This is a genomic window from Agromyces sp. NPDC055661 (assembly GCF_053618135.1).
On sequence record NZ_JBSHHC010000001.1, the window covers coordinates 2,314,651 to 2,340,475 of the forward strand.

A 25,825-nucleotide genomic window follows, 5' to 3' on the forward strand; every position below is an offset into this window, starting at 1 on the left:
GAGGACGCCGATGCCCAACCTGATCATGACCAAGATGAAAGGTCAGAAGCACGAGAAGGCCGTCGATCTCAAGATCATGGCGTTCCTCCGCAAGCTCACGGAGGACGACGGCATCCCGGGCCTCAACATCGAGCGGATGAACCATCCGGTCGACGAGCGGGCGCGCACCGGCCGGGTCGACATCCACCTGCGGGCGGTGCTCTATCAGCTCGACCCCATCGGGCAGGAGCGCACGTACGTCTATGCGGGGACCTGGGAGCACGACGAGGCGATCGACCGCGCGCGCACCCGGAAGCTGCAGATCAACCCGGTCAACGGGATCCCGGAGTTCATCGAAGCGACCATGCCCGCCGAGGATACGGCGGTGTCACAGCCGATGGCCGACGCCACCGAAGCAGATGCTGCTCCTTCGCGCTCGTTCCTCACCGAGCGCTCGTACTTCCGCAGCGATCTCGTCGACGAGTTCGGGTTCGCGCCCGACGTCGCCGAGCGGGCGTTCGCCGCACCCGACGAGGACGCGCTCCTCACGTTCGCCGCGTCGCTCGAGACCGAGTGGCAGGCTTCCGTCCTGCTCGAGATGGCCGTCGGGTCGGCGATCTCGCAGATCAAGGCCTCGCTCGGCATCGGCGAATCGGCCGAGCCCGTGGCGCCCGCCGAAGTCGACGACCGGCATGAGGACGCGCGCCTCGTCGACGCGCTGAAGCACCCTGCCGCGCAGATGCAGTTCACTTTCATCGATACCGACGAAGAGCTGCAGCGGGTCATCGAAGGCGGCGACTTCGGCGCCTGGCGCGTCTTCCTTCACCCCGACCAGCGGCGCTACGCCACCGCGAAGTACAACGGGCCGTTCCGCCTCACCGGAGGTGCGGGCACCGGCAAGACGGTCGTGCTCATCCATCGGGCCCGCAACCTCTCGTGGACGGACGCTGGGTCGCGGGTTGTGCTCACCACATACACGCGGGCGCTCGCCGACAACCTTCGTCGGGACCTCGAACGCCTCGACGCCACGGCGTCGATCGCCGAGCGACCGGGCGATGCGGGCATCCTCGTCCGCGGCGTCGACGCGCTCGTGGCGTCCGTGCGCGAGCTCGCCGGCGTGGGCTTCGGGGACGCGGCCGTGCAGGTGATCGGCTCGTCAGTGGATACGGCCGCACGGCCCGTCGCCAACGACAGCGGCTGGGAAGCTGCGGTCGATGACTCAGGAGCGGATCTCACCGGGCCACTCCGGTCCAAGTCGTTCCTGGCGGGGGAGTACCTCGAGGTGATCCTGCCCAACCGCATCACGACGAAGGACGACTACTTCACGGCGCGCAGACCCGGGCGCGGAATCGCCCTCGACCGCGCCAAGCGGGCCGAGGTGTGGAAGGTCGTCGAACACTTCCGCCGGAACGCGCGCATCAACTCGACGGTGACCTACGCCGAACTCGCCGCGATTGCCGCCGGATGGCTGAGTGGGCTCGACGGCGGGAGCCCGAGGGTCTTCGCCGACCACATCCTCATCGACGAGGCACAGGATCTCACCGCTGCCCACTGGCAGTTCCTGCGTGCGTTCACCGCCGAGGGCGCGAACGACATGTTCATCGCCGACGACATCCACCAACGCATCTACGGCCGACGTGTGGTGCTCTCCCGACTCGGGATCGCCATCGTCGGGCGATCGCGTCGACTCACCCTCAACTACCGGACCACCGAGCAGAACCTGCGGTACGCCCTCGGGTTGCTCGAAGGAGTCGAGTACATCGACGCCGAAGGTGCCGCGGAAGGCGTCGCCGGGTATAGATCCAGCCGACTCGGCCCGGACCCGCGGCGCATCCCGTCCACGTCCGCGGGGGAGCAGTACAAGGCGCTAGCCGACACCGTCCAGGTGTGGCTCGACGACGGTGTGCGCGGCGAGACCATCGCCGTTCTGACTGCCTCCAACAACGCCTCGAAAGACGTGCACGACGCCCTCGAACACCACGGCATCGCGAGCACCATCCTGACCTCGGCGAGACAGACGGGGATCGATCCGGTGGTCCTCACCATGCACACGTCGAAGGGGATGGAGTTCTCGCGAGTGGTGCTCTTCGACATGTCGGACGGGTCGTTCCCTTCGGCGTGGGCGTCTCGAGGGCTCGCGCCGGAAGATCGAGCGGACCAGGAACTGCGAGAGCGGTCGCTGTTGTACGTGGCTTCGAGCCGCGCGCGCGACGAACTCGTGGTGCTCTGGACCGGGCGGCCGTCGCCGCTGCTCGCGAACGACTGACTCCGAACCGAAGGATCCCGCATGTCCCTCACCCTGCGCCAGCTCAAGCTCACCAGCAGCACGGATGAAACGAACTTCGAGGCGATTCTCGGAGGCGGATCAGTGCTGTCGATTCCGTTCTTCCAACGGCCGTACAAGTGGCAGACCGCTCGTTGTCACCAGCTCGAAGTCGACATCGTCCGCCTCATCGAGGGCGAAGACGACGTGCACTTCGTCGGGGCGATCATCATGCACCAGCTTCCCAGCGGCCCGGCCGACCTTGCGGTCGACGAGATCATCGACGGTCAGCAACGACTGACGACTGTGTACCTCTACCTCTGCGCCGCGATTCACGCACTTGCTCTCACCGGCCAAGCCGAGGAAGCAGCGCAACTCTTCCGTCGGTTCATCGTGAGCAATGTGCCGACCGGGCGAAGGTCGAATCTGCGCCTGCAGCCGAGCGGAGAAGACCAGGGCGACCTCAATGCGGTGCTCCGTGAACTCACGACGATGCGCCAGCTCGAACCGGCGCTCATGGGTACACACATCAACTTGCTGCCCTCGGACGAGCGGAAGCATGGCCGCGTCGAGACGAATTACAAGCGTGCGAAGCGATTCTTCCGGCTCCAGGCGGCAGAGGGCGGCGTCGACCGTATCCGCGATATCTATACCGCACTGCTGCAGCAGCTCAGTGTCGTCGTCATCGACGTCAACGACCCGACGAACGGGCCGAAGATCTTCGACAGCTTGAATTCGCGGCAAGAGCCGATGACGATCGGTGACCTGGTCCGCAACGACGTGTTCCTCCGCGTCGCGCTCGAGGATCCCGAGCAGGCCATCGAGATCGATCGGGATGCATGGCAGCCGTTCTACTCGGCGTTCAAGACCGACACGAAGGACTACTTCGACGCCTACTTCTTCCCGTTCGGCCTGATCCATGAACCGAACCTCCGGAAGTCGGAGGTCTACCCGACCCTGAAGCGTGAGTGGGGTCGGATGAGTCCGGTCGACGTCATCGACTCATTGGCCGTCTACCAGCCAGACTTCCTCGACCTCGTGATCGGCGGCAATCGCTCCGGCCACGCTCCATCCACGCAACTCCGGTTCGGCCGGCTCCGCCGGGCGGCCCTGCCCGCGTCCGCGCTGCCGTTCCTCATGCAGCTCTCACATGCGATGCGGACGGGCTCCGTAGGCGTCGTAGCAGGCGACAGCATCCTCGATGTGATCGACGCGTTCCTCACACGCCGAGCCATCTGCGGGTTCGAGCCCACCGGTCTGCACGCAGTATTCAAGCGCCTCTGGATGGACTGCGACAACTGGTACACGCCGCAACGAGTGACCTCTGAGATCAAGAAGCACAAGACGGTCACCTGGCCCACCGACGCGGAGGTCGCCGCCGCAGTCCTGCAACGCCAGCTCGCGGGGGCGACGATCGTGCCTTATCTGTTCCAGGAGCTCGATGCCGTCGAGGGTGGGTTGCCGCCGGCGGTCGTCCAGGTCGAACGCGTGCTTCCCGAGAAGCCTGACGAAGCCTGGAACCAATTCTCCGATGAGGAGCTCTCGAGCTCGCGCGATCTGCTCGCGAATCTCGTGCCGCTCAGTGAGGCCGCGTCCCATCGCGCGGCACGGGACTCGTACGACGAGAAGCGGCGGCGATACGCAGAGGAACCCGTTTTCGGGTCGACTCGAGACATGGCCACTGAATATCCACGCTGGGATGGTCAGGCGGTCACGGCGCGCGGACGCCGTTTGCAGGAATTCGTCCTCGGCCGTTGGCCGGACGGGGTCGGGTGACCGGTGGAGCGCGGGAGTCGGTCGATCGTCGCGCAGACGCAGCCGTGCAACCACGGCATCGACATCGATGCATGCCTGTTTTGCGCGGAGTTCGCCGCGGCACAAGTGTGGCTCAGTGATGCCGAGGAGCATTTCCACAATCGCCCGGATTGCGAATCCCGGGTGCACAGCGAGATTCGGGGTACCTACTCGAAGGATCCCGACTGGCGTCGTCGTATCGAGTTCGCGAAGGCAGAACGTGAGGGTGCTCGGCCATGCCCGGTCTGCCGACCCTATGATCCGCGTCGGTGGCGAAGGAAGCAGGCGACGAGCGAATACATCGGCGAGCTTCGACTGACCCACTTCACGAGGTTCGAGAACCTGTTGTCGATCGTCGAGGACCGCGAGATTCTCGCACGCAACCGGCTCGATCGTGCACCCGGACTAGGTTCGGAGTCGTCGGTTGCAGCACGAGCCGCGACGGTCGTTCGGCGTCCGGACGTCTCTGTGCAGCACTTCGTGCCGTTCAGCCTGACGCACCGACCATCGTTCATGGACTCCGTCCGAACGGTTGCGGAGGATGAGCGCCTGCTCTCGCCTTCCCGTCGTCCGCGGACCGAGAACCTGGTCGCCCTCGAAACCACGTTTTACCGCGTCACGCATAGGGATGCTGACGCGGCGCCGGAGTTCCGGCTCCGATGGGCGATCACGTCGCGAGACGCGGGTGATCCGAGCGCCAGCATTCGAGATCAGCGATCCGATTTGGCGGCGTTGATCGACATCGCGCGGCGAGAAGCAGGAGAGCGGTTCACTGATCATCCGATCACGAAGAATGCCGAGTTCCTCGTCGAGAATGGTGTGCCATTCCGTCTCATCGATCGAATCCTCGTGCCATCCGTCGCACTGAAGAATGCGATGACGCACGTCCTCGAAACCAAGGGCATCGCGACGCCTCCCGACGTCCGTGTCCGAGCGCACTGGTTCGACAGGGCGCCCTGACCAACGGCCTGTCTTTCACGTCGACTGGAATCAGCCTCAGTCGACCTCAGTTGTTTCCCATTTCGTGCGAAAGGATGGAACCCTACGTGACCTCAGCAGTGACGAGGGGTCACGAAGGCTCTGGGCTCCGGCGCGGTGTGGTCGACGCGTGAGACGGATGCGATGAAAGGGGGACGAAGTAATGATCGACATCACTCTCGATTTCAGCGCTGATGCGAATGGCAGGGACCCTGATCGGCACAGTCCGACCTTGCGTCGATATCACCAGTTGATGTGGAGCAAGGCGCTGCCGAACGGCGTGATGTTCGATCTTGTCGATGCACATCGCGGCTCGTACCTGTATCACGAGTCGGAGATCGGCCGATTCTGGCTGGCGAGTGACACCATCGCACAGTCGCTGTCCCGGAGGCCGAAGATCGCTACATTCGTCAGTCAGCTCTCGGTCGACGAGATCCCGAAGTTCAGACGGCGGGGCGGGACGATCGGCGGAAGGATCCTGTTCCCCGGGAACAGGATCGATGCCAAAGCCACCATCAACGGTGCGCGCGGGTTCCATCCGCGTGTCGGGGATCGCTTCGACCTGACGCTCGAGACGATTCGTCGACACTACGTCGGGGTCGAGAGCCCACTCACGCCAGTTCTCGCTCGCTACGCCGATTTCTTTGCGCTCTTCGCCGACTTCCGCGGATACGTCGACTTCTTTCTGCTGCAGGACCTCGTGTCCGAGGACTACACCGCGGTGCAGTTCTTCAGCCCTTTCCAAGACTTCAGCGACTCGCCCTTGCCTCGTAGCCTCGAGGAGTATCGCGGATACCTACAGTCGACGCTTGCTTTCGTCGATGCGCGGAACCGCCGGATGACGGAGGCTCTCGCACCTCGGTCCGACTCCTGAGCCCGGTGTCTGCGGGGTGTCTTGCATTGCTGCCTCAGGCCCGAGTCACATCGTGGACGTCAATACGAGACAGCTCGATCCCACCAGACGGCAGCACCCAATAGTGCAGCCGTCGCGCCGAAGCGGTGTTGCGTTCGATCGCGCAGCGCACGGCGTAGGAGCCGTCCTCCCGCACGCGATACGGTGATCCACCCGCGTCGGAGACACGGAGGCGATGCAGTTCCCTGCTGCCCAGCCGCTCGGCGCGGCCGGTGAGCACGTCGACGACGGCCTTCACGGCCTTGGCGAACTTCTCGGTGTCGAGCGCCTGGAGCGAGTCGGCGAAGTCTGGTCCCACAGCATAGTCGGGGAGCGGGTAGTCAGCCTTGTCGCAGGCCGGGACACGTTCGACCCAAGCGCAGCGGACCTCGTGGCGCACCCAGGCCTCGACGTCGATGAAGTCCGATCGGCGGTCGGCGATAGGTCGCGAAGTGGCGGGCCTTTCTGTAGCGTGGCCGCGGGCGTAGTCGCGTAGGCGGCGGCTCGAGTCTGATCGGTCGCGCCGAAGGATCTCGACCTCTCGGCGGAGGTCGGCGTTCTCGAGGAGCAGTTCCTTCGCCCGCTGGCGATCGATGGCCGAGGCTGTACGCAGGCGATCGAGATCCGAGTCGGTGAGTGCGGCCTCGGTGAGGCGGCGTTCTGCGGCCGAGCGGCGTGCGCGTTCCGCCTCAAGCTGGAGCTGCGTCGAGCGCAGGGCGGAGCCGGCCGTCGCGGCGGCCTGAGGGATCACCTGTGTGGACGCGTTTGGGCTCGAGGGCGTGAGGTGCGGCGTCGGGACCGCGCGGCGCAGGCCCGGCCCCGGTATGGCGTGAGCGGGCAACGATGAACCCGCGCGAACCGGCGGCGAGCCCGAGGTGAAACCATCCGGGTCGGCCAAGGAGTTCGTCGCGCCATCCGTCGCGTCGGTATCAGGAACCCCAGCGACTTCGCCATGTGCGACGGTCGGGCCGAGTTCGGCCTCGGCATCCTGCACCTCTTCGGGCGCGGCTCGGGGCATCGGCCGGTCTTCGCGCAGCCACGGCGCCCCACCGTGCACCAGGGCGAGCGGCGGCACGACCGGCTCGCCGTCGTCCACGTCGCTGAGGCGAAGGTGGAGCGCTCCGGTCGAGAGGTGCACGACCCTCGCTGCGACGACCTCGCCCTCGCTGAGCAGTAGGTCGACGCGGTCGAGCGGGTTGGGTGAGACATCCATTCGGTGGACTCGGGTGCGATGTGCGGGATGCAGCGCGAGCTCTGCGTGCTCGTCGGCGACCGTGGTGACCAGCGCGAGCGTCACCGTCCCATGCGGGAACGCCTCGGCCAGGCCTGCAACATCGACGTCGAGGACATCGACGCTGAGGCGGCCGGCGTCCTCGTCGAGGGTGCCGGTGATACGACCACCCTCAGCGAGTGTCCAGTCGAGCGGAGTCGGCGGCGCCGTGAGTTCCGCCCACACCGTTGCGCGGCCGCCGTCATCGAGCTCCACAAGAGCGCGGGTTCCACCGGCCAGGAAACCCCGAACCTCGCCTGAGACGATGCGCGATCGCGGAGGTGCGTGATCGAACAGACCGGCCGTGTGGGCATGCGACATCGTGTCGGAGATCAGCTGCGCAATCGCCCGAGCGGGGTTCGCGCCGGGGAAGCGCAGGGGCGACCTGCGCCAATCGGGGTCGTGCACGAGGCCGACCGGGTACGAGCGGCCGGCGCCGCCGTAGACCTGGAGCATGTCGGGCAGCTGGTCGGCGAGGCGCATGCTGTACTCGCCGGTCGGAAGGAGGACGAGGTCGGCGATGTCCCCGATCTCGGCGACGAGTTCTCGTGGGTCGAGCGGCGCAGATGCGGCTTCCGCCGCCGAGTTGGCACCGTGCACCGTCGTCACGACGACGAGCGGTCGCGTGCGTGCTGCATCGAGGATACGCAACGCGAGACGCTCGGCATCGTCGACGGTCGCGACGCGCTCGAAGGTCCGTGTGCGCGTCGTATGGGCGGTGTTCGTCATGGTCATCCCTCCGGCCAGGGGATCGTGGATTCACGGTAGCGGGAGCTACCGACCTGCGCGGTGAGATCGCACTCGTGTCGGGTGAAGGGGTCGGACGGGCGACGGCCGGTGGCCGCCGCCTGTCCCGTCCTTCTACAGCGAAGCGAACGCCTCGAACCTGACATCCCCCGGCAGGTTCTCGACGTTCCACAGCGACGACTCGAACTGCGCCGTGCCGCCGGCCGGCAGACGGTCGATGAAGGTGTAGTCGCTGCCGACGATCGTGCCCGCGGCATCCCTTGCGAGCACCGAGACCTTCACGAGGTCCTGGTCCTCGCTGAAGGTCGAGGTGACCTTGCCGGTCACGTCCATCCATCCGTACTCCGCCGCGGTCGCGATCTCGGAGACGGTGAACGATCCCGTCTCCGCGGCCGGCGAGGAGGTCGCGGCGGCGCTGGTCGGACCGCGGACGTCGAGCTTGGCGATCGTGCCGGAGCCGACCCCGACGAAGTCGCCGACGACTACCGTGCGACCCTGCAGGATCGTTGAGTAGTTGCTGCCCGAGTCGAGGATGACGCCGTTCGCGTCGACCGCTTCCACGGTGATCCCCGCGGACGGGAACACGTAGTCGGCGTTCGGGTTCTCGAGCACCACGGCGTACCACCACATGTCGGAATCGATGTCCTTGCCGAAGGCGGTCTCGACGACGGCGAGCTCATCGACGGTCGTTGCGGCGGATTCCTCCGGTTCCGGCGCCGACGCGGCATCCGCATCGGTCTCGTCGTTGGCAGCGGATGCCGCGCCGGCGGCGGACCCGGTCGTGGCGGACTCCACAGCGCGGTTCGCCGCGCCGACGCCGTTCACGATCAGCGAGACGACGAGCACGACGCCGGTGACGATCCATGCCATCGTGCGGTGCTTGGCGTAGCCGTCGAGCCGTCGGCCGAGCTTGTCGCGCTGCGCGCCAGCGAGCACGAGGACCAGGTCGACGAGCACCCACACGCCGAGGCCGCCGAGGGTGAACAGCTTCGCGAGCGCGGTGCCCACCTTGCCGAGGTAGAACCGGTCGACCCCGAAGACGCCCAGGAACAGGGCGAACAGCCAGGTCGCGATGAACGACTTCGGCGGGGTCGCGTCAGCGGGCGAAGGCACGGCGACGGCCGCCGGGTCGGCGAGCGTCGCGGTCGCAGTCGGTGAAGCGGTGGCGATGACGGATGCCGCGGCGTCGGCGTCGCGGGCGACGTGCCCTGAGGCATCCGTCGTGGCATCCGCTGCGGATGCGGTGTGCTCGGTCCAGGTGCTGCCGTCCCAGTACCGCTGTCCGCCGGGGCCGTCGGGGTACCAATCGGCGGGTGCGGCGGTGTTCGGCGTACTGCCCTCGGGGGTGTTCGTAGTGTCGGTCATGATCGCGTCCGTTCGCTGTGGGTGGGCGCCGCGACGTGCGGCGCCGCCGTCGGGTCGACAGCTGACCGACGTTACAGACGGCGACCGACGCGGGGGCTTCCTGACCCGTTTCGAGTGTTGCCGCAGGTGCGATGCAAATCGCATCTGACCAGCGGATGCCGCGCCATCCGCCCCAGAACGGGGTACACGACCTTTTGGCGACCCGATCGAGCGGATGTCGGTGGCACTCCATACCGTCGGAATCTTCGGCTACGGCTGGAGTCAGCAAGGAGCACCGACATGGGCTCGGACTCGCCTCTCAGTGCACGGATGGACGCGCAGCTTCGTGCGGCCGGCATCCCCGTGGAACACATCGATCGCCCGCAGTTCTTCGCCGACGTCCAGGCGCTGGAACTCCGGCTCGCGATCATCGACGACCGCTTCGAGCGGCTCGCTGCTCGACCCGACGACGCGTATCAGACCTGGCGTCGTGACACCGTCACACGCCTGAGGTCGCTCGCCGACCGCGCGGGCGCGCTCGAGGCGCACGGCGCGCTCGACACGTACCAGCGGCGGCGCGTGGCGGCGCTGCTGATGGTGCTCCGGCGTCGCATCCACGGGCTCGATGCGGCGCATGCCGAGTTCCGCGACCGACGGACCCGGAGACGAGATGGTCCGCGCCTCGTAGATCAACGCAAAGCGGTCATTATCGGCTGAGGCCTTCGAGCCCGAGCAAGGCGACACTCATGCTGGCCGGATATCTCCCGTAGCCCGAATGTGGGTCGTGTTCGTATGGCTTGGAACCCATATCGTGTTCGCAGAATCGTCAATGTCGTCGAGGAGGAACGCAACGCTTATGAACCTCGGAACTGCCACCGACCGTGAGATCGTGAGGGCGATCAACAGCGAGTCCATAGATGCCGAGGACCTGGCCGGTCGTGAATCATGGCGTCGGATCTGTCAGGTCAGGGGTCGGAACTTCAGGCTCGTCGACGAGGAGGCATGGCAGTCGCTTTGCGCACGTCGCGGGTACGTCCTGCGTCGTCAGAACTCCCGCGGATTCTGAGCTCGGCACGTTCACGGCGGACCATCCCGCGGCTTCGTCGGCAGCGTGGTCGGGATTTGTCCAACAGTTCCGATTCCGGCTCGTAAGCCGGGTTACGCATCGCCAAAGCCGCGAAACGCAATCAGCAGCCAGCATCTCCGCGCATAGAGTGGCGCACATGGACGAGTCGGCCGCCCTCGACACGACCGCGGCGCGCGCCGTCGAGACGGCTGACCGCGATCGCGTACTGTGGTCGGATGCCGACCGGGAGTGGGCGAGCCGCGCGGCGGCGACGATCGTGGGGGAGCGGGCGAGCGCGGAGGAGTTCCTCCGGCGGCGGGCGCAGCTCGTGCTCGAGCGGATCGGGACGCGCCAGCCGGCCGTGACGCGCACGGTGCGCGGCATCCGATGGCGGCCGTGGGTGGGCGTCATGACCGTGATCGCGGCGTTCCTGTTCGGCCTGCTGATCGACCGCATCGGCGGCGGGTCGAGCATCAACCTGCTCGCGCCGCCCGTGTTCGTTCTCGTCGTGTGGAACCTGGTCGTGTACGTCTGGCTGCTCGTGCGGCCGCTGGTGCTCGGGCGCGGCGCGGCCGGTCCGGTGCGGTCGCTGCTCATCCGCGTGGCATCCGTTCGCGCACCGCTTCGAAGCGAGCCGGCGGATGCCGCGACCGCCGCCAGGCGCACCGTGCTCGCCGCGCTGCCTCGCGAGTGGGCGCGCGTCGCCGCGCCGCTGTACGGAGCGCGCGCCGCGCGCGTGCTGCACCTCGCCGCCGCGGCGACCGCGCTCGGCGTGATCGCCGGCCTCTACCTGCGCGGGCTCGCGTTCGAGTACCGCGCGTCGTGGGAGAGCACGTTCCTCGGCGCTGAGGAGGTGCACGCCCTGCTGGCCGTGACGCTCGCGCCGGGCTCGTGGATCACCGGCATCCCGGTGCCCGACGTTGCTGCGATCGAGGCGATCCGCGCGCCCGCGAGCGAGAACGCCGCGATGTGGATGCACCTCATGGCCGGCACGGTCGCCGTCGTCGTCATCGTTCCGCGGCTCGTGCTCGCCCTCGTCGCCGGGCTGGTCGAGCGTCGCCGCGCCAAGCACGTGCAGCTGCCGCTCGACGAGCCGTACTACCGCCGGCTCGTCGCCGGGTGGGTGGGCGAAGCGACGCGCGTGCGCGTCATTCCGTACAGCTACACGCTTGCACCTGAGGCGCGCGCGGGGCTCGAGGCGGTCCTCGCGCGGGCGTATGGTAATGCGGTTGCGGTGATCGATGAGCCGGTCGGGTGGGGCGATGATGAGTGGCTGAGTCCGGTGACGGATGCCGCGGGCGGCGGGTCCGAGGTGCGGGTCGCGCTGTTCGGGCTCACGGCGACGCCGGAAGAGGATGCGCATGGGGCGTTCCTGAAGGAGCTCGGGTCGGGGAGTGGGCGGAGCGCGGCATCCGGGGGCATCGGCGCAGTGCTTGTGGATGAGTCGGCGTTTCTTACGCGTTGGGGTGAGGATGCGCAGCGTCGTGAGGAGCGGCGCAGCGCGTGGCGGGAGTTGGTCAAGGGGCACGGAAGCGTGGCGGTGTTCGTGGATCTCGGTGAGCCTGATCTGGCGACGGCTGAGGCGGAGCTTGCGGCATCCGGGGACGACGGCGGAGCCAAGAGCAACGCGAGGCGACGGTCGTGAGCGACCGCGGCGCATCCGAGTTGCCTGAAGGGAACCGGGGTCTCGAGACGCGGCCGCCTTCGGCGGGCGCTCCTCGACCAGCGGAGGATGTGCTTGGGCTCGACGCCGGGGCCGTGTCACTGTCGCTCATCTCGCACACGAACGCCGGCAAGACGACGCTCGCGCGCACCCTGCTCGGACGCGACGTCGGCGAGGTGCGCGACGCCCCGCACGTCACCGCCGAGGCGACACCGTACCCGCTCGTGCAGACTGCCGACGGCGACCTGCTCACGCTGTGGGACACCCCGGGCTTCGGCGACAGCGTTCGGCTCGCGCGCCGGCTGCGGCAGGACCGGAACCCCATCGGCTGGTTCCTGTCGCAGGTGTGGGACCGCTACCAGGACCGCGCGCTGTGGCTCAGCCAGCTCGCGGTGCGCAACGTCGCCGAACAGGCCGACGTGGTGCTCTACCTCGTGAACGCGGCCGAGGCGCCCGCCGACGCCGGCTACCTCGCACCCGAGCTCGAGGTGCTCGAGTGGATCGGCAAGCCCGTGCTCGTGCTGCTCAACCAGACCGGTCCGCCGCGCGAGCGCTCCGCAGAAGAGGCGGATGCCGCGCGCTGGCGTTCCGCGCTCGCCGACTCCGGCCACGTGCGCGACGTGCTCGCCTTCGACGCCTTCGCCCGCTGCTGGGTGCAGGAGTTCACGCTGTTCCGGGCGATCGAGCCGCTGGTGCCGGATGCCTCGCGGCCGGCGTTCGTCCGCCTCTCGGAGGCGTGGCGCGACCTCCGCATGGACGAGTTCGACGCGGCGATGTCCGCGCTCGCGGGGCCGATCGCGCGCGCGGCTGTCGATCGGGAGACGTTGCCGGTCGAACCGACGCTTTCGAAGAAGGTCGGCGGCTCGCTCGGCCTGCCGAGTCCGGCGCGAACGCAGGCCCGAGTGGATGCCGCGGAGGAGCTGTCGTCACGTCTCGAGGCTGACCTGCGGCGGAGCATGGAGCGCCTCATCGCCATCCACCGGCTCGAGGGTCGTGCGGCTGACGAGGTGCTCGAGCGGGTGGCGGGCGACATCCGCATGGACGCGCCGCTCGACGCGACCCGCACGGCTGCACTGGGCGGCGTCATCTCGGGCGCGCTCACCGGGCTGGGCGCCGACCTCATTGCGGGCGGCCTCACGTTCGGCGCCGGCATGGTCGCCGGCGCCATCCTCGGCGCGCTCGGCGGTGCGGGCGTCGCACAGGGCGTCAACGTTGTGCGCGGGCGGGAGGAGTCGAGCCTGCGGTGGGAGGAGGCGTTCCTCGACGGGCTCGTGACCTCGGCGCTGCTGCGGTACCTCGCCGTCGCGCACTACGGACGCGGCCGCGGCGCCTGGCGGCAGGGCGAGTATCCGCCGCACTGGCGTCCGATGGTCGTCGACGCGGTGGTCGCCGAGGGGGATCGGCTCGCGGTGCTCTGGTCGCGGCGGGGCGAGGGCGAGGACGCGCTGCAGCGCGACCTCGAGGAACTGCTCGCCGAGATGGCGCTCGGACTCCTCGACGACCTCTATCCGGGCGCGCTCGACGACGACGCCGACGACCGAGGCTGACCAGCGCTCACGGGTCGCGCGACAGCGTGCAGCTCACCGTGTAGGTGCCGTTCGAGATCGTGTCGTACACCGCGATGGCCGTCGTGCGCTTGCGCTCGGCCGGCTCGTTCGCGCTGAGGCCGGCGATCGGGTACGACGTCACGCCGTGCGCCCCGCCGAGGGTGTCGGGGTCCTCGATCACGAAGTCGAGCGTCTGGGTGAAGGCGACCGACTTGCTCGGCCAGCCGCGCTGCACGACCTCGAAGAAGATCTTGTCGCCGATGCCGGGCCAGTCCTCGCCGGTGTCGGCGTCGTCCCACACGGTATGGATGAGCTTCTCGCCGTCCATCCACATGTCGAGTTCGGGCTCGTCTGCGCCCGGCCAGTCGGGGCCCGTCTCGTTGTTGACATGCACGGCGAATCCCCGATCGAGCCGCAGGTAGGTCACGGGCGTCGCCCAGCGGATCACCTGCCCGATGTCCGAGTCGTCGTCGCGTCGCACGGTCACGAAGATCTCGTCGTCGGCGTTCGCCGTGAACGCGAACTCGAGCTTCGAGGAACCCGAGTCGCCACCCAGCGGGCTGCCCGCGGCATCCGACGCCTCGAGCGTGCCCGAGCCCTGCGGCTGCCGCAGGCTCACGCTCTCCTGGCGCGGCGCGCCCATCAAGGTCGCGACCGGATGCACGCGGAACCACGCGATGTCGTCGTCGCCGAGTCGCTGGTTCGGCGGGAACGGCACGGTCACGTCCTGATGCGGCGGCAGCGCGATCGCCGTGGCCTTCGAGTCGCCCATGTGCTCGAGCACGATGAGCACGCCACTTCCGGGATCGCCGTCCTTCGTGCGCATCGACACCAGGAGCGGTGACCGGTTCACGTAGGTCGAGCCCTCGTCATCGATGCTGCCGCCGAACTCGCGGTAGGCGGGCTTCACGACATCCGGGACATCCGACACCGACAGCTGGTCGAGCCGCGTGAGCGGGCGCGAGATGTCGGTCGCGGCGTACACCTCGACGACGAGCGACCCGCTGTGGTGGAACGTGTAGGTGCCGGCCCGCGGGATCCACGCCCAGGATCGGCCTCCCTCGACCCCGAGGGCAGGCAGCACGTAGTACGCCAGCGAGGTGCTCGGCTGGCCAGGGCCCGACGTGCCGGCGACCGGCCCCGCCACGTCGATGTCGACCGCCGACGTCGGCTGGCAGTGCTCGTCGCGCCGCTGGATGATCGCCTCGAGCGCGTAGTGGTCCGACGTGTCGCGATGTCCGATGCGCATGTGGTGCGCGACGAGGTCGACGCCGTCGATCGTCTTGAACCGGCAGATGTAGTCGAGCCGCTGCTCGGCCTGGGTCTCCCGGTTGCGGTTCGTGAGGCCGTGATCGAGATCCTCGGATGCCCCGGGCGGCCGCATCTCGATCCAGCTGTCGGCGAACAGCTCGCCGAACGGCTCGCCGGGGGTGTCGAACACGTCGAACCACTCGTTGCTCGTCGCGTCGAGGTCGCCGCGGATGTTGAGGTCGCCCGCCACGATCACGTTCTGCCAGTCGTTCGGCGACGGCCCGAGCACCTCGGCCACGAGCTCGCGGATCTCGGCGAGCTGCGACTTGCGGATGTCGCGATACTGCTCCTCCGTGTCGTACGCGGCCTGCAGGTGCGTGAACACCAGCGTCGTGTGCTCGGCCGGGCGGTTGACCTGCACCAGCACGGCGGCCTTCGACGCCCAGCTGTCCGCGCCCGCGTCATCCGCGTAGAAGCGCTCGCGGCGGTCGCCACCACCCGGCAAGGTCACGAACGGGAGTTGCGAGAACACCATGAGCCCGGCGTCCTCCTCGAGGTCGCCCTCGTGCACCGACTCGATCACGTGCGGCCACTCGGGCTTCAGGAGGTTGATGAGCGCGTCGCGGGCGTCCTCGCTGAAGACCTCGTTGAGGGCCAGCACGTCGGGTCGCTCGGCGGGCTTGATCTTGAGCAGGTCGTTCGCCACGGCCTCGGCCTGCGCGATCGAGTCGGCCGAACCGCCGGGAATCAGTCCGGCGATGCCGGCCGGCAGGCTGACCGTGCCCGCGCCCACGCCGGCGATGACCGGCAGGAGCTGTACGTTGAACGTCATCAAACGGAGCGGCTGCATCGCGCGCCCCCTTCCCCCTCGGACGGACGGCGTCAGCGTACTCCTGTCCAGCCGCGCCCTCTACGGCGCCCGCCCCTACCGATGCAGGTGCGCCGACTCCCCGGTGACCCCAGCGATGTCCTTCTCCGTCGTGTGCAGCAGCCGCTCGCTCAGGTTGCGCAGCGCGCGCGACACGGCGAGCTCGTCGCCGATCTCGTGCACGCTCGGGTCGAGCGGATTGCGCTGTGCCTGCCCCACGCCGGTCACCTCCTGACCTGCGGGCGTGCGGACGCTGACGTGCGCCAGCGTGGTGTCCTCGTCGAATTCGTCGATGTCGACGGTGATGTCCCAGTGCTTCGTCGCTGACATGGAACTCACCACCCTCCCCGGTCTGGTTCCACGCTCAGCGTACGCGCGTGCGGGGTGGGCGGCGAGGGCCGAAATGCTCTGCCGATTGACCTACACGACGATCGCGACCGCGAACCCGTCCCACCCCTTCGAGCCCACGGTCTGCAGGGCCGTGGCATCCACCCGCGGATCGCTTCGAAGGAGCTCGAGCGCCCGCCGGCTGCCGATCACCATCGGGTCGTCGGTGTCGCGAACCGCGATCTCGCCGGCGCGCACGACGTTGTCGACCACGATGACGGTGCCCGGATGCCCCAGCCGGATCGCCCAGTCCACATAGAGGGCGCTCGACTCCTTGTCTGCGTCGATGAACACCAGGTCGAACGGATCGTCACCGCGCTCGGCGATGCGCGGAAGCGAGTCCGCGGCACGCCCGACGAAGATCTCGACCCTGTCCGACACCCCGGCGCGCTCGAGGTTGGCGCGGGCCACGTCGGCATGCAGCTGCTCGAGTTCCAGCGTCACCACGGTTCCATCGTGCGGGATGCCGCGGGCGAGCCAGATCGTCGAGTAGCCGCCGAGCGTGCCGACCTCGAGCACGCGGCGGGCTTGCGTCATCCGTGCCAGCAGGTGCAGGAGCTTGCCGGTGAGCGGCGTGACGTCGATCGGAGGAAGGCCCGCTGCGAGCGCATCGGCGCGCGCCTCGGTCAGCGTGGGGTCGTCGTCGAGCAGCGTCGCGGCGAGGTATTCGTCGACGACGCGCCAGGACTCGCGAGTGGACTCGGTCATGGGGTCAGACTCCTCCTCGCGTCGTCGTCCCGTCAACGATGAGCTGCGACAGTCGAGCGCCACAACGCCACGAAGCCACAACGCCACAACGCCACGCGACGACCGCGGGCGACACACTGCTTGACCGCAGCTGTCACGCGGGCGAGGATGGACACGACCCGTTGGGAAATCGCTTTCCCAACGCGGTCGCGCGGCGAGCACGGACGCTGCACCCACCGCAGTACGACCACCACAGCACACGATCGAAGGAGATCCAGTGGGTCCAGACGTCCGACATGGCCGCGCGCGGCCGATCCTCGCCGCGCTCACCGGCGCCGCACTCGTAGCGGGTGCCGCGCTCACCGCCTCACCCGCCGCCGCGGCCGAGCCCGCGGCATCCGTCGACTACAGCTTCGACTTCGGCGGCCCGAGCACGCCGGTCGTGCCGGGCTGGCTCGGCATCAACCCCGGCACCACCTACACCGCGACGCGCGGCTACGGCTTCACGGTCGCGCCGCCGACCGCCGGGTTCCGCGACCGCGGCGGCGACAACACGGTCGGGCGCGACTTCACCATCGCGAACAACCAGGCGTTCGCGGTCGACGTGCCGAACGGCACCTACGAGGTCACGACGTGGGCCGGCGACCTCATCGCGGGCAACGGCACGAACTTCGACATCGAGGGCACGGCCTACGCGGGTCCGCGCACGAGCACGGGCGTCATCCACGAGGCGTACTTCCCGGCCGTCGCGGTCGCTGACGGGCAGCTGAACATCCGCGTCACGGGCGGCGACGGGCGCGTCAACGGCATCCGGGTGCAGACCCCGTTGCCCGCGCCGACCGGCCTGCAGGCCACCGACATCGACGCGGTGGACGAGACCATCGAGCTCGGCTGGCAGCCGGTGGCGGATGCCACGGGCTATGCGATATTCCGCTCGGCACCGGGCGGCGAGCTCGCCGAGATCGGCCGGGTGACGGATGCCGCGACGACGAGCTTCGTCGACACGGGCGTTGCGCTCGGCGAGAGCTACGACTACGCCGTAGCGACCGTGAAGGACGCACGCGTCTCGAAGCCGGGCGAGCGGCTCGCGGCATCCGTCGTCGACCCCGACGTCACGAAGCCCGTGACGCCGACCGGCATCGGGACCGCCGCGATCGACCGCAACAGCGTCACGCTGAGCTGGACCGACGCGGGCGACGCCGTGCAGTGGAAGGTGTACCGCTCGGTGCGGGCCGACCTCCCGTTCGAGCAGATCGCCACGACGACCGAGCCGACGTTCACCGACACCGACGTGCTCACCACGCGGCCGTACCTGTATCAGCTCGTGGCGCTGAACGCAGGCGGGTCGTCGGCGGCGTCGGAGACGTACGCGACCGCGGTCGCGACCACGCTCGTGCGTCAGGCCGAGTACCTGGACCGCGCACCCGTCGCGGTGAAGACCGATGAGGGCGTGTACCTCGGCTGGCGCCTGCTCGGCCTCGAGGCGCGCGACCTCGGGTTCAACGTCTACCGCGACGGCTCGAAGGTCAACGATGCGCCGATCACGGGCGCGACGAACCTCGTCGACGACGAGGGCACGACCGAGTCGACGTACCTGATCACCGCGCTGCAGGGCGATCGCGAGATCACCGTCGCCGACGACGTGACCGTGTGGGACCAACAGTACCTCGACATCCCGCTGAACAAGCCGGCGCCGGCGACCCTGCCCGACGGCCAGACGGTCACGTACTGGCCGGGCGACGGCACGGTCGGCGACGTCGACGGCGACGGCGAGTACGAGCTCGTGTTCCTGTGGAACCCGTCGATCTCGAAGGACAACTCGCAGTCGGGCTACACCGGCAAGGTCTACGCCGAGGCGGTCGAGTTCGACGGCACGAGCCTGTGGCGCATCGACCTGGGCGTGAACATCCGCGCGGGCGCGCACTACACGCAGCTCGAGGTGTTCGACTTCGACGGTGACGGACGCTCGGAGGTCGCGTTCAAGACGGCCGACGGCACGGTCGACGGCGTCGGCACCGTGATCGGCGACGCGTCGAAGGACTACCGGAACTCGAGCGGCTACATCCTGAGCGGACCCGAGTACCTCACGGTCTTCGACGGCGCGACGGGTGCGGCGATCGACACGGTCGACTACAAGCCGGGCCGCGGGTCGGTCGGCGCCTGGGGCGACACGTACGGCAACCGGGTCGACCGCTTCCTCGCGGGCGTCGCGTACCTCGACGGCGAGCACCCGTCGCTCGTCACGAGTCGCGGCTACTACACGCGCACCGTGATCGTGGCGTGGGACCTCGTCGACGGGCAGCTCGTCGAGCGCTGGACCTTCGACTCGAACCAGGCCGGATCGACCTACGAGGGCCAGGGCAACCACCAGTTCGTGCCCGCCGACGTCGACCGCGACGGCCTCGACGAGATCGTCTTCGGCTCGATGACCATCGACGACGACGGCACGCCGCTCTACAACACGCGCCTGCTGCACGGCGATGCGCTGCATGTGGGCGACTTCGTCACCGACCGCGCGGGCCTCGAGGTGTACGCGGTGCACGAGACGCCGAGCGGCAACGGCGGCAAGATCGCGACGATGCGCGACGCGGAGACCGGCGAGATCCTCTGGTCGAACTCGGGCAGCAAGGACACCGGACGCGGCACCGCCGCGGACATCGACCCGTCGCACCCGGGCGCCGAGGCGTGGAACATCGGCGGCGACTACGCGTGGAACTCGCCGGTCGGCACGCTCAACGCGGCATCCGGCGAGGTGCTCTCGACCGACATCCCGGCGGCGAACTTCGTCACCTGGTGGGACGGCGACCTCACCCGCGAGATCACCGACCACGACTACTCCGAGGCGAACGCGTCGGGCGTGCCGACGATCTCGAAGTGGAACCCCGCGACGAAGTCGGAGGACCTGCTCCTGCGCCTCGACGGCACGCTGACGAACAACACCACGAAGGGCAACCCCGTGATCCAGGCCGACCTGTTCGGCGACTGGCGCGAAGAGCTCGCGGTGCGCACGGCCGACGGCAACGCCATCCGCATCTACACGACGACGGATGCCACGGACGCGCGCATCCCGACGCTGATGCACGACTCGCAGTACCGCGTCGGCGTCGCCGGGCAGAACTCGGCGTACAACCAACCGCCGAACCCGTCGTACTTCATCGGCGCGGACATGGCGGAGCCGCCCGCGGCCTCCATCGCCTACGTGGGAGCGCCGGGCCTCGACGAGACGGCGCCGGTGATCTCGGGCCTGCCGTCGGGCACGGTCGTGTCGGATGCCCCGCTGCAGCTCGGCATCGCGATCGAAGATGCCGAGAGCGGCATACGCTCGCAGTCGGTGACGATCGGCGGGGTCGCGGTCGACGCGGATGCTGCGGTGGACCTCGCCGGGCTCGGCATCGCGGGTGACGTGACGGTCGAGGTGACCGCGACGAACCACGCCGGGCTCACGTCGACGGCCTCGTCGCAGCTGCTGGTCGTGCCGGCATCGTCGGCGACGACCGCGCCGGGGGCGGGCACGCTCTCGAACACGAGCGGCTGGGCGTACGGCCTGCACGACGGGAACTACGACGTGGTGATGAACCTGTGGTGGGGGACGCCGGGCACGATCTTCCGGCTCTACGAGAACGGCGCGCTCGTGTCGACGCGCGTGCTGGGCGACACCGCCGGCATGGCCCAGACCTCGGGTGTCTCGTTCGAGGGCAAGCCAAACGGCACCTACGTCTACACGGGCGAGCTCATCAACGCGAACGGCACGACGGCCACGACCTCGACCACGGTGAAGGTGACGGATGCCGCGCCGGGCACGCCCGTCGTCAGCACCGACCAGAAGAAGGGCGCGTCGTCGTTCACCGCCACCGCGAACCTCTGGTGGGGCACGAACGCGACGTCGTACCGGATCGAGCTCGACGGCGTCGTGGTCGGGTCGGGGTCGCTGACGGCGGCCACGCCGGGCGCGCAGTCGGCGTCGGTGAAGCTCAGCGGCGTGGCATCCGGTGAGCACACGCTCGTCGCGGTGTTCGCGAACGCGAACGGCGAGACGGCGTCGAAGCCGGTGAAAGTGACCGTGAAGTAGCGGTTCGCTGCATCGCGACTGCGGTCGCGGCGAGGGGCCGGGCGCTGGTGCGCTCGGCCCCTCGTCATGTCTTCCGCGCCCGGCGCTGTGGCGTTGTGGCGTTGTGGCGAAGTGGCGTCTACAGCTCGGGCGGCTCCTGCAGCGCGCGTACCTCGATGGGCGTCTGCACCGCGCGGGAAGCCTGGGTCGCCCAGTCGATCGCCGCGGCCTCGTCGGGCGCCTCGATCACCCAGAAGCCGCCGACGTAGGCGGGCGCCTCGACGAACGGCTCGTCGAGCACGCGCGGCTCGCCCGACGACGTGTCGACGGTCTTCGCGGTCGACGGCGGGTGCAGGCCGCCCGCGAACAGCCACGCGCCCGAGTCCTTGAGCGCGGTGTTGAAGGCCTCGACGGCGGCCATGACCGCAGCGAGCGCCTCGGGGTCGAACTCCTGCATGGACTCCATGGTCGGCTCGGTCGCCGTGTCGTGGGGCATGGTCAGGAAGTACTGGGTCATTGCTCATCCTCTCGTCCGAGAACGCCGTCGGGTCGCCCTCACTCCGACGTCGAACGGGAGGTCGTGCAGATCGACATCAACCTCGATGAACTTCGTTCGAGCTCGATGTCGGATGCCCGGCCTATCGTCATGACCACTACTCGCAGAGCTCGTGCCGGGTCGGAGTGAGACATGAAGGTGCTGGTCGCTACCAGTGTTGCCCAGGGCACGAGATCGACCGACGTGGCGCGATGCGTCGACGGCGAGCTCGTCTACATGACCGTGGCGTGCCCGGTCAGCCGTCGTCGTCCGTATGGTCCGTGCGACTGCGGCATCACGTTCCGAGGGATGACGAGCGACGAGGTCACGACGACCGCGATCGTGCGCGGGGTGCCCGAACTCGACCTCGGCACCTACGTGGACTGCCTCGACGCCACGCACCGGTTCAACAGTGCATACGGATGCACCTGCGAGTTCGATGCCGTCGGCGAGGCGTGGAACCTCATGGCGATCGCGGGGTTGTTCGCCGAGGGCACGGTGGTGGAACGGCTGGTGGATCGGGTGGTGGTGCGGCGTGCCGCCGGTGCCTGAGGAACCCATGGGCCTGTACCCACGATTACCCAGGCGGTCGTAGGTAGGTGGAGTACCCAAACGTCGGTAGTGGGCCGCGCGAATATCCGTATGGCACACGGATTCGCCGAGACGGCTTCGAGAGCAGTGTGGTGTGCAGCGGGAATCCACCCGCAGGACTCACTCGAAGGGAGGTGCACGAATGTTCGCCACCATGCTCATGCTCGGACTCCTCGCCGCCACTGCGATCGCCTCCGCCGTCGTCCAGTTCGGCCGCGACGGGTACCGCCGCACGCCCACGATCTCCCGGTAAGGCACCCCGCCCGCCGATGGGTTCGGAAGATAGGGCGATCGCCCGATCCGAACCGACCACCTCAGCGAAGAACCTGAATGCAGACGGCGACCTCCGCCCTCGCACATCGAATGGAATGATCATGAACCTCGCAGCCGGCTACGTCGCTCAGACGCTGCAGACCCACGACGAGCTCGTCGCCGCCCGCGTGAACGAGCACCGCCGCAACGCCGCCGACCGCCGCGCCGACCGCGCCGAGCGCGCTGTGCGCGCCCACCGTCCCGGCCTGCTGCAGCAGCTCGCGCACCTCTGGCACGACGGACGCAGCGCGTCGAGCGCGCGGCCCGCTCACTGACCCGCACCGACAGTGCGGCGGCCGCCGCGGCGCCGCGAGCAACCCCGTGGCGGTCGACCGTCTCGCGGGTTACCGTGGGCGCATCGACCGACGGAGGGCGAAATGAGCGACACCACCGACCGTGACGACGCGGAGCGCGAGGAGGAGCTGCGCCGTGCCGCCGAGGCGAACCCACCCGACGAGCGGCCGTTCGCCGACAGCGCCCGCGAGCAGGCGCGGCTGAAGGCCGAGCACGACCGCGAGCTCGGCGTCGACCCGTTCTGGGAGGGCGCCAACATCACCGAGAGCGACGGCCCCGACCTCGAGGGCGGCGACGACCTCGACCTCGGCGGCGGTCACCGCACGCCGCGCGACTGAGCTCCCGGCGGTTCGAGGGCTGCCTCGGCATCCGAGTCGTGAGGTTCGCCGCCGGATTCGAGCTCCGGCACTGCGACCTCGATGCGATCCGCGAAGTAGAACCGCGACAGCCGCACCCGCAGCCGGTCGGCGAGCGTGAGCGCGCCGCGCGCGTTCGGGCGGAGCTGCGCGGGGCGCGGGGCATCCGTCACCGCGATGCGGGCGCGCTCGGACTCGCTCAGGGGCTGGTGCACCTCGACGTACTCGCCGCCGGGGAGGCGGACGATGCGTCCGGTCTCGAAGCCGTGCAGAAGCGCATCGCGGTCCTTGCGCTGGAGGCCCAGGCAGATGCGTCGAGCAACCGAGAACCCGATGATCGGGCCGAGCAGGAGCGCGGCCTGCAGCGTGGCGATCACGGTCTCGAGGCTCATCGAGAACTGCGTGGCGATGAGGTCGGCGCTCGCGGCGAGCCAGAGGACGCCGTAGAACACGATGCCGGCGACGCCGATGCCGGTGCGGGTCGCCGTGTTGCGCGGCCGGTCGAGGAGGTGGTGATCGCGGCGGTCGCCCGTGATCCACTCCTCGATGAAGGGGTACGCGACGGCGGCGAGCAGGTAGGCGCCGACGACGGCGAGCGGCGCGAGGATCGCGAGCGTCCAGGTGCGGCCGAGCCAGACGAACTCCCAGTCGGGCGGCACGAGTCGGAGCGCGCCGTCGAGGAAGCCCGTGTACCAGTCGGGCTGGCTGCCGGCGCCGGCGGCCGCCGGATCGGCCGGGCCGTAGAGCCAGATCGGGCTCACGGTGACGGTCGCGGCCACGAGCAGCAGGAGCGCCGTGACCATGAGGAACAGTCCGCCGGCGCGGGCGGCCGCGTTCGGGAGGAGCGGGATGCCGACCACGTTCCGCTCGGTGCGTCCACGTCCGGGGAACTGCGGCGGTCCGTGCCGCCAGGCGGCGAGCCCGCGCAGCACGACGAGCGCGATGAGCAGGGCCGGGAAGACCGCGACGTGCAGCGGGTAGAGATGCTCGATGATCTCGCCCGGGAACGATCCGCCGAACAACAGCGTCGCGAGCCAGGTGCCGATGACCGGGATGCCGAGCGCGATCCCCTCGGTGATGCGCAGGCCGGTGCTCGAGAGGAGGTCGTCGGGCAGGGCGTAGCCGCTCCATCCGGCGGCGAGCGCGGTCAGGAACACCAGGAACAGCAGCACCCACATGCCGCGGCGGGGGCGGCGGAACGCGCCGGTGAAGAACGTCGTCAGCAACTGCATGATGATCGCGGCCGGCAGGAGCAGCGCCGCCCAGTGGTGCGCCTGCCGGATGAGCAGGCCGCCGGGAACGTCGAACGTGATCGCCATGGTCGACGCGAACGCCTTCGACACCTCGGCGCCCTGCAGCGGCGCGTAGCCGCCCGAGTACGTGACCGTCTCGCTCGAGGGCGTGTAGAAGAACATCAGCCAGAGGCCGGTGACCGTCACGACCACGATGCACGCGAGGGTGACGATGCCGAACAGGTTCGTCCAGTGGCTCGGGATGCGCCTCCGGCGGGCTTCCGCCCTGACGTCGGCGAGGCGTCGGCCGAAGATGGTGACCGCCCCGAGGCGTGCGGCGAGGCGGTCGGTGGTGGAGTGGTTTCGCATGCGTGCTCCTCGAACGTCCTTCACTCCATACGACGCGAGAGCGGCCCGTTTTGTGACAGGTACGGTGAGGCTGAGCGCGAGGAGCACTCCGAGCGATCCGGGGAGGCCATCATGAGCGACACCGAGGCACGCGTGGTCGTGCGGCTGCGCGAGCGGACCGGAGGGCAGCGCTCGGTGCGCGATCGGCCGCCGAGGTGGGACGGCGAAGCTCCGCCCGACGACCTCGGCCAGGCCATCGTCGACACGCTGGCCCACCTGGGAGACCTGATCGCCGAGTTCCAGGATCGGATCGCCGACGAGGCGTACCTCGGTTCCGGTCGACCGAAGCGCGACCACGTCGACCGCCCTCGGGGCGCGGAGTCGGGTGCGCCCGCCTCAGGCGTTCAGGTCGTGGTCACGATGCGGGACGCGGCATCCGCTGACCGGCTCGCCCGCGAGCTCGACGCGAACGACGCGGTCGAGACTGCCGCGGTGGAGACGGGACCGCCGACCCGGTGACGTGGCGCGGCCGGGACGCAGGGCGCGTCCCGGCCTGGCTTTCGGGGAGGCTATTCCTCGACGCCGGGGTCGCCGCCCTCGAGGCCGCCCTCGGTGGAGTCGGTCATCGGTTCGGCGCTCGTGGGTGCGCCCGGGGTGTCGGCGCCGACGTGGCCGGGCTCGTCGGTCGGTCCGTCCGCGGCCACGCGGTCGTCGTCGCTCTGGCTGCCGCCGGTCCCGGTCGCGCCGGGAGCCCGCTCGGTGTCATCGCGAACGGGCTGGGTGTCATCGGGGAGGTTCGAGTCGGTCATGGTCGCTCCTTCGTGATGGATGTGGTCCTGCCTACGGCGGCCGAGTCGTCGGCGCGCCGTCAGTCTTCGGAGATCTCGGCGACGGTCTCCGCGGTCTCGGTGGCGGAGAGCTCACGCGCGATGTCGGCCTGGGCGATGATGCCGACGAGGTCGTGCCCGTCGATCACGGGCAGGCGGCGCACCTGGTACTCCTGCATCACCTCGAGCGCCTCGCGGACGTCGACGTCGGCGCCGATCGTGAGCGGCTTGCCCTCGGCGAGGCTTCCCGCCGTGACGCTGCCGGGGTCGCCGCCGTCGGCGACGCACTTCACGACGATGTCGCGATCGGTGAGCATGCCCTTGAGCCGGTCGTCGTCGCCGCAGATGGGCAGGGCGCCGACGTCGAGATCCCGCATCATGCGGGCGGCGTCGACCAGGGTCTGGTGCTCCTTCACGCAAGTGGGGTCGGGTGTCATGAGGTCGCGTGCGAGGGTCATCGGTTCGTCCTCTCTCCGGGCCGCGTCGGGTCGGAGGCCCGGTGTGTATCGGCAGGCTAACCACGCCGGGCGCTCGCGGCACGGGGGT

General features: G+C 69.1%; 21 protein-coding genes. 12 read left to right on the plus strand and 9 right to left on the minus strand.

The window, feature by feature from the left end:
- Positions 1–10: 10 nt before the first annotated feature.
- The 4 genes from ACWGO8_RS10625 to ACWGO8_RS10640 all read left to right on the plus strand — a co-directional run bounded on the left by ACWGO8_RS10625 (position 11) and on the right by ACWGO8_RS10640 (position 5,888).
- Entirely contained in the window at positions 11–2,245 is a 2,235-nt protein-coding gene (locus tag ACWGO8_RS10625; RefSeq protein WP_452043029.1) for a 3'-5' exonuclease, read from the plus strand.
- A gap of 21 nt (positions 2,246–2,266) precedes the next feature.
- Positions 2,267–4,018 (plus strand): GmrSD restriction endonuclease domain-containing protein, encoded by a 1,752-nt coding sequence (locus ACWGO8_RS10630; RefSeq protein WP_452043030.1) that lies wholly within the window; start codon positions 2,267–2,269, stop codon positions 4,016–4,018.
- Positions 4,019–4,021: 3 nt separating this feature from the next.
- Positions 4,022–4,996 carry a DarT ssDNA thymidine ADP-ribosyltransferase family protein gene (locus ACWGO8_RS10635; protein WP_452043031.1) on the plus strand — a complete coding sequence of 325 codons (975 nt, stop codon included), beginning with the start codon at positions 4,022–4,024 and terminating at the stop codon, positions 4,994–4,996.
- 181 nt (positions 4,997–5,177) lie between these two features.
- Positions 5,178–5,888 (plus strand): DUF6994 family protein, encoded by a 711-nt coding sequence (locus ACWGO8_RS10640; RefSeq protein ID WP_452043032.1) that lies wholly within the window; start codon positions 5,178–5,180, stop codon positions 5,886–5,888.
- Between the two features lie 34 nt (positions 5,889–5,922).
- Here the strand turns inward: ACWGO8_RS10640 and ACWGO8_RS10645 are convergent, their stop codons facing one another.
- Together ACWGO8_RS10645 and ACWGO8_RS10650 are read right to left on the minus strand one after the other, a co-directional pair.
- Positions 5,923–7,905 carry a hypothetical protein gene (locus tag ACWGO8_RS10645; protein WP_452043033.1) on the minus strand — a complete coding sequence of 661 codons (1,983 nt, stop codon included), beginning with the start codon at positions 7,903–7,905 and terminating at the stop codon, positions 5,923–5,925.
- Positions 7,906–8,037: 132 nt separating this feature from the next.
- A complete protein-coding gene (locus ACWGO8_RS10650) occupies positions 8,038–9,288 on the minus strand; it encodes an NINE protein (protein ID WP_452043034.1) in 1,251 nt (416 codons plus the stop codon).
- Between the two features lie 309 nt (positions 9,289–9,597).
- On the opposite strand from ACWGO8_RS10650, the gene ACWGO8_RS10655 reads away from it, so the two are divergent.
- From ACWGO8_RS10655 to ACWGO8_RS10665, 3 genes are all read left to right on the plus strand, one after another.
- On the plus strand, positions 9,598–9,984 hold the full coding sequence (locus tag ACWGO8_RS10655; RefSeq protein WP_452043035.1) for a hypothetical protein: 387 nt from the start codon (positions 9,598–9,600) through the stop codon (positions 9,982–9,984).
- A gap of 506 nt (positions 9,985–10,490) precedes the next feature.
- Positions 10,491–11,978 carry a DUF2868 domain-containing protein gene (locus ACWGO8_RS10660; protein ID WP_452043036.1) on the plus strand — a complete coding sequence of 496 codons (1,488 nt, stop codon included), beginning with the start codon at positions 10,491–10,493 and terminating at the stop codon, positions 11,976–11,978.
- Between the two features lie 113 nt (positions 11,979–12,091).
- Positions 12,092–13,543: a DUF3482 domain-containing protein gene (locus ACWGO8_RS10665; RefSeq protein ID WP_452043037.1), complete on the plus strand. Its 1,452-nt coding sequence runs from the start codon at positions 12,092–12,094 to the stop codon at positions 13,541–13,543.
- A 7-nt stretch (positions 13,544–13,550) separates the two neighbouring features.
- Here ACWGO8_RS10665 and ACWGO8_RS10670 read toward each other — a convergent pair whose 3' ends face one another.
- From ACWGO8_RS10670 to ACWGO8_RS10680, 3 genes are all read right to left on the minus strand, one after another.
- On the minus strand, positions 13,551–15,626 hold the full coding sequence (locus tag ACWGO8_RS10670; protein WP_452043038.1) for an endonuclease/exonuclease/phosphatase family protein: 2,076 nt from the start codon (positions 15,624–15,626) through the stop codon (positions 13,551–13,553).
- A gap of 93 nt (positions 15,627–15,719) precedes the next feature.
- On the minus strand, positions 15,720–15,992 hold the full coding sequence (locus ACWGO8_RS10675) for a DUF1876 domain-containing protein (RefSeq protein WP_148733501.1): 273 nt from the start codon (positions 15,990–15,992) through the stop codon (positions 15,720–15,722).
- Positions 15,993–16,082: 90 nt separating this feature from the next.
- Positions 16,083–16,757: an O-methyltransferase gene (locus tag ACWGO8_RS10680; RefSeq protein WP_452043039.1), complete on the minus strand. Its 675-nt coding sequence runs from the start codon at positions 16,755–16,757 to the stop codon at positions 16,083–16,085.
- 256 nt (positions 16,758–17,013) lie between these two features.
- Between ACWGO8_RS10680 and ACWGO8_RS10685 the strand changes: the two genes are divergently transcribed.
- Positions 17,014–20,805, plus strand: a complete 3,792-nt coding sequence (locus ACWGO8_RS10685; RefSeq protein WP_452043040.1) for a rhamnogalacturonan lyase family protein — start codon at positions 17,014–17,016, stop codon at positions 20,803–20,805.
- Between the two features lie 118 nt (positions 20,806–20,923).
- On the opposite strand, the gene ACWGO8_RS10690 is transcribed toward ACWGO8_RS10685, so the two are convergent.
- On the minus strand, positions 20,924–21,301 hold the full coding sequence (locus tag ACWGO8_RS10690) for a YciI family protein (RefSeq protein ID WP_452043041.1): 378 nt from the start codon (positions 21,299–21,301) through the stop codon (positions 20,924–20,926).
- A 171-nt stretch (positions 21,302–21,472) separates the two neighbouring features.
- On the opposite strand from ACWGO8_RS10690, the gene ACWGO8_RS10695 reads away from it, so the two are divergent.
- From ACWGO8_RS10695 to ACWGO8_RS10705, 3 genes are all read left to right on the plus strand, one after another.
- Positions 21,473–21,871 carry a DUF7715 family protein gene (locus ACWGO8_RS10695; protein WP_452043042.1) on the plus strand — a complete coding sequence of 133 codons (399 nt, stop codon included), beginning with the start codon at positions 21,473–21,475 and terminating at the stop codon, positions 21,869–21,871.
- Between the two features lie 413 nt (positions 21,872–22,284).
- Entirely contained in the window at positions 22,285–22,497 is a 213-nt protein-coding gene (locus ACWGO8_RS10700; protein ID WP_452043043.1) for a hypothetical protein, read from the plus strand.
- A gap of 102 nt (positions 22,498–22,599) precedes the next feature.
- Positions 22,600–22,854: a hypothetical protein gene (locus tag ACWGO8_RS10705; RefSeq protein ID WP_452043044.1), complete on the plus strand. Its 255-nt coding sequence runs from the start codon at positions 22,600–22,602 to the stop codon at positions 22,852–22,854.
- Here ACWGO8_RS10705 and qcrB read toward each other — a convergent pair.
- Entirely contained in the window at positions 22,833–24,473 is a 1,641-nt protein-coding gene (gene qcrB, locus ACWGO8_RS10710; RefSeq protein WP_452043045.1) for a cytochrome bc1 complex cytochrome b subunit, read from the minus strand. The genes ACWGO8_RS10705 and qcrB overlap by 22 nt on opposite strands.
- 111 nt (positions 24,474–24,584) lie before the next feature.
- Between qcrB and ACWGO8_RS10715 the strand changes: the two genes are divergently transcribed.
- Positions 24,585–24,971, plus strand: coding sequence for a hypothetical protein (locus ACWGO8_RS10715; RefSeq protein WP_452043046.1), 387 nt, complete (start codon positions 24,585–24,587; stop codon positions 24,969–24,971).
- A 50-nt stretch (positions 24,972–25,021) separates the two neighbouring features.
- Here the strand turns inward: ACWGO8_RS10715 and ACWGO8_RS10720 are convergent, their stop codons facing one another.
- Positions 25,022–25,261 carry a hypothetical protein gene (locus tag ACWGO8_RS10720; RefSeq protein WP_452043047.1) on the minus strand — a complete coding sequence of 80 codons (240 nt, stop codon included), beginning with the start codon at positions 25,259–25,261 and terminating at the stop codon, positions 25,022–25,024.
- A 59-nt stretch (positions 25,262–25,320) separates the two neighbouring features.
- Positions 25,321–25,737 (minus strand): CBS domain-containing protein, encoded by a 417-nt coding sequence (locus tag ACWGO8_RS10725; RefSeq protein ID WP_452043048.1) that lies wholly within the window; start codon positions 25,735–25,737, stop codon positions 25,321–25,323.
- Between the last annotated feature and the right edge of the window lie 88 nt (positions 25,738–25,825).

Coding starts and splice junctions, on each gene's coding strand:
- ACWGO8_RS10625 (WP_452043029.1), top strand. CDS start 11: ATGCCCAACCTGATCATGACCAAGATGAAAGGTCAGAAGCACGAGAAG.
- ACWGO8_RS10695 (WP_452043042.1), top strand. CDS start 21,473: ATGAAGGTGCTGGTCGCTACCAGTGTTGCCCAGGGCACGAGATCGACC.
- ACWGO8_RS10680 (WP_452043039.1), bottom strand. CDS start 16,757: ATGACCGAGTCCACTCGCGAGTCCTGGCGCGTCGTCGACGAATACCTC.
- ACWGO8_RS10720 (WP_452043047.1), bottom strand. CDS start 25,261: ATGACCGACTCGAACCTCCCCGATGACACCCAGCCCGTTCGCGATGAC.
- ACWGO8_RS10640 (WP_452043032.1), top strand. CDS start 5,178: ATGATCGACATCACTCTCGATTTCAGCGCTGATGCGAATGGCAGGGAC.
- ACWGO8_RS10630 (WP_452043030.1), top strand. CDS start 2,267: ATGTCCCTCACCCTGCGCCAGCTCAAGCTCACCAGCAGCACGGATGAA.
- qcrB (WP_452043045.1), bottom strand. CDS start 24,473: ATGCGAAACCACTCCACCACCGACCGCCTCGCCGCACGCCTCGGGGCG.
- ACWGO8_RS10660 (WP_452043036.1), top strand. CDS start 10,491: ATGGACGAGTCGGCCGCCCTCGACACGACCGCGGCGCGCGCCGTCGAG.
- ACWGO8_RS10675 (WP_148733501.1), bottom strand. CDS start 15,992: ATGTCAGCGACGAAGCACTGGGACATCACCGTCGACATCGACGAATTC.
- ACWGO8_RS10655 (WP_452043035.1), top strand. CDS start 9,598: ATGGACGCGCAGCTTCGTGCGGCCGGCATCCCCGTGGAACACATCGAT.
- ACWGO8_RS10670 (WP_452043038.1), bottom strand. CDS start 15,626: ATGACGTTCAACGTACAGCTCCTGCCGGTCATCGCCGGCGTGGGCGCG.
- ACWGO8_RS10700 (WP_452043043.1), top strand. CDS start 22,285: ATGAACCTCGCAGCCGGCTACGTCGCTCAGACGCTGCAGACCCACGAC.
- ACWGO8_RS10725 (WP_452043048.1), bottom strand. CDS start 25,737: ATGACCCTCGCACGCGACCTCATGACACCCGACCCCACTTGCGTGAAG.
- ACWGO8_RS10705 (WP_452043044.1), top strand. CDS start 22,600: ATGAGCGACACCACCGACCGTGACGACGCGGAGCGCGAGGAGGAGCTG.
- ACWGO8_RS10650 (WP_452043034.1), bottom strand. CDS start 9,288: ATGACCGACACTACGAACACCCCCGAGGGCAGTACGCCGAACACCGCC.
- ACWGO8_RS10645 (WP_452043033.1), bottom strand. CDS start 7,905: ATGACGAACACCGCCCATACGACGCGCACACGGACCTTCGAGCGCGTC.
- ACWGO8_RS10715 (WP_452043046.1), top strand. CDS start 24,585: ATGAGCGACACCGAGGCACGCGTGGTCGTGCGGCTGCGCGAGCGGACC.
- ACWGO8_RS10690 (WP_452043041.1), bottom strand. CDS start 21,301: ATGACCCAGTACTTCCTGACCATGCCCCACGACACGGCGACCGAGCCG.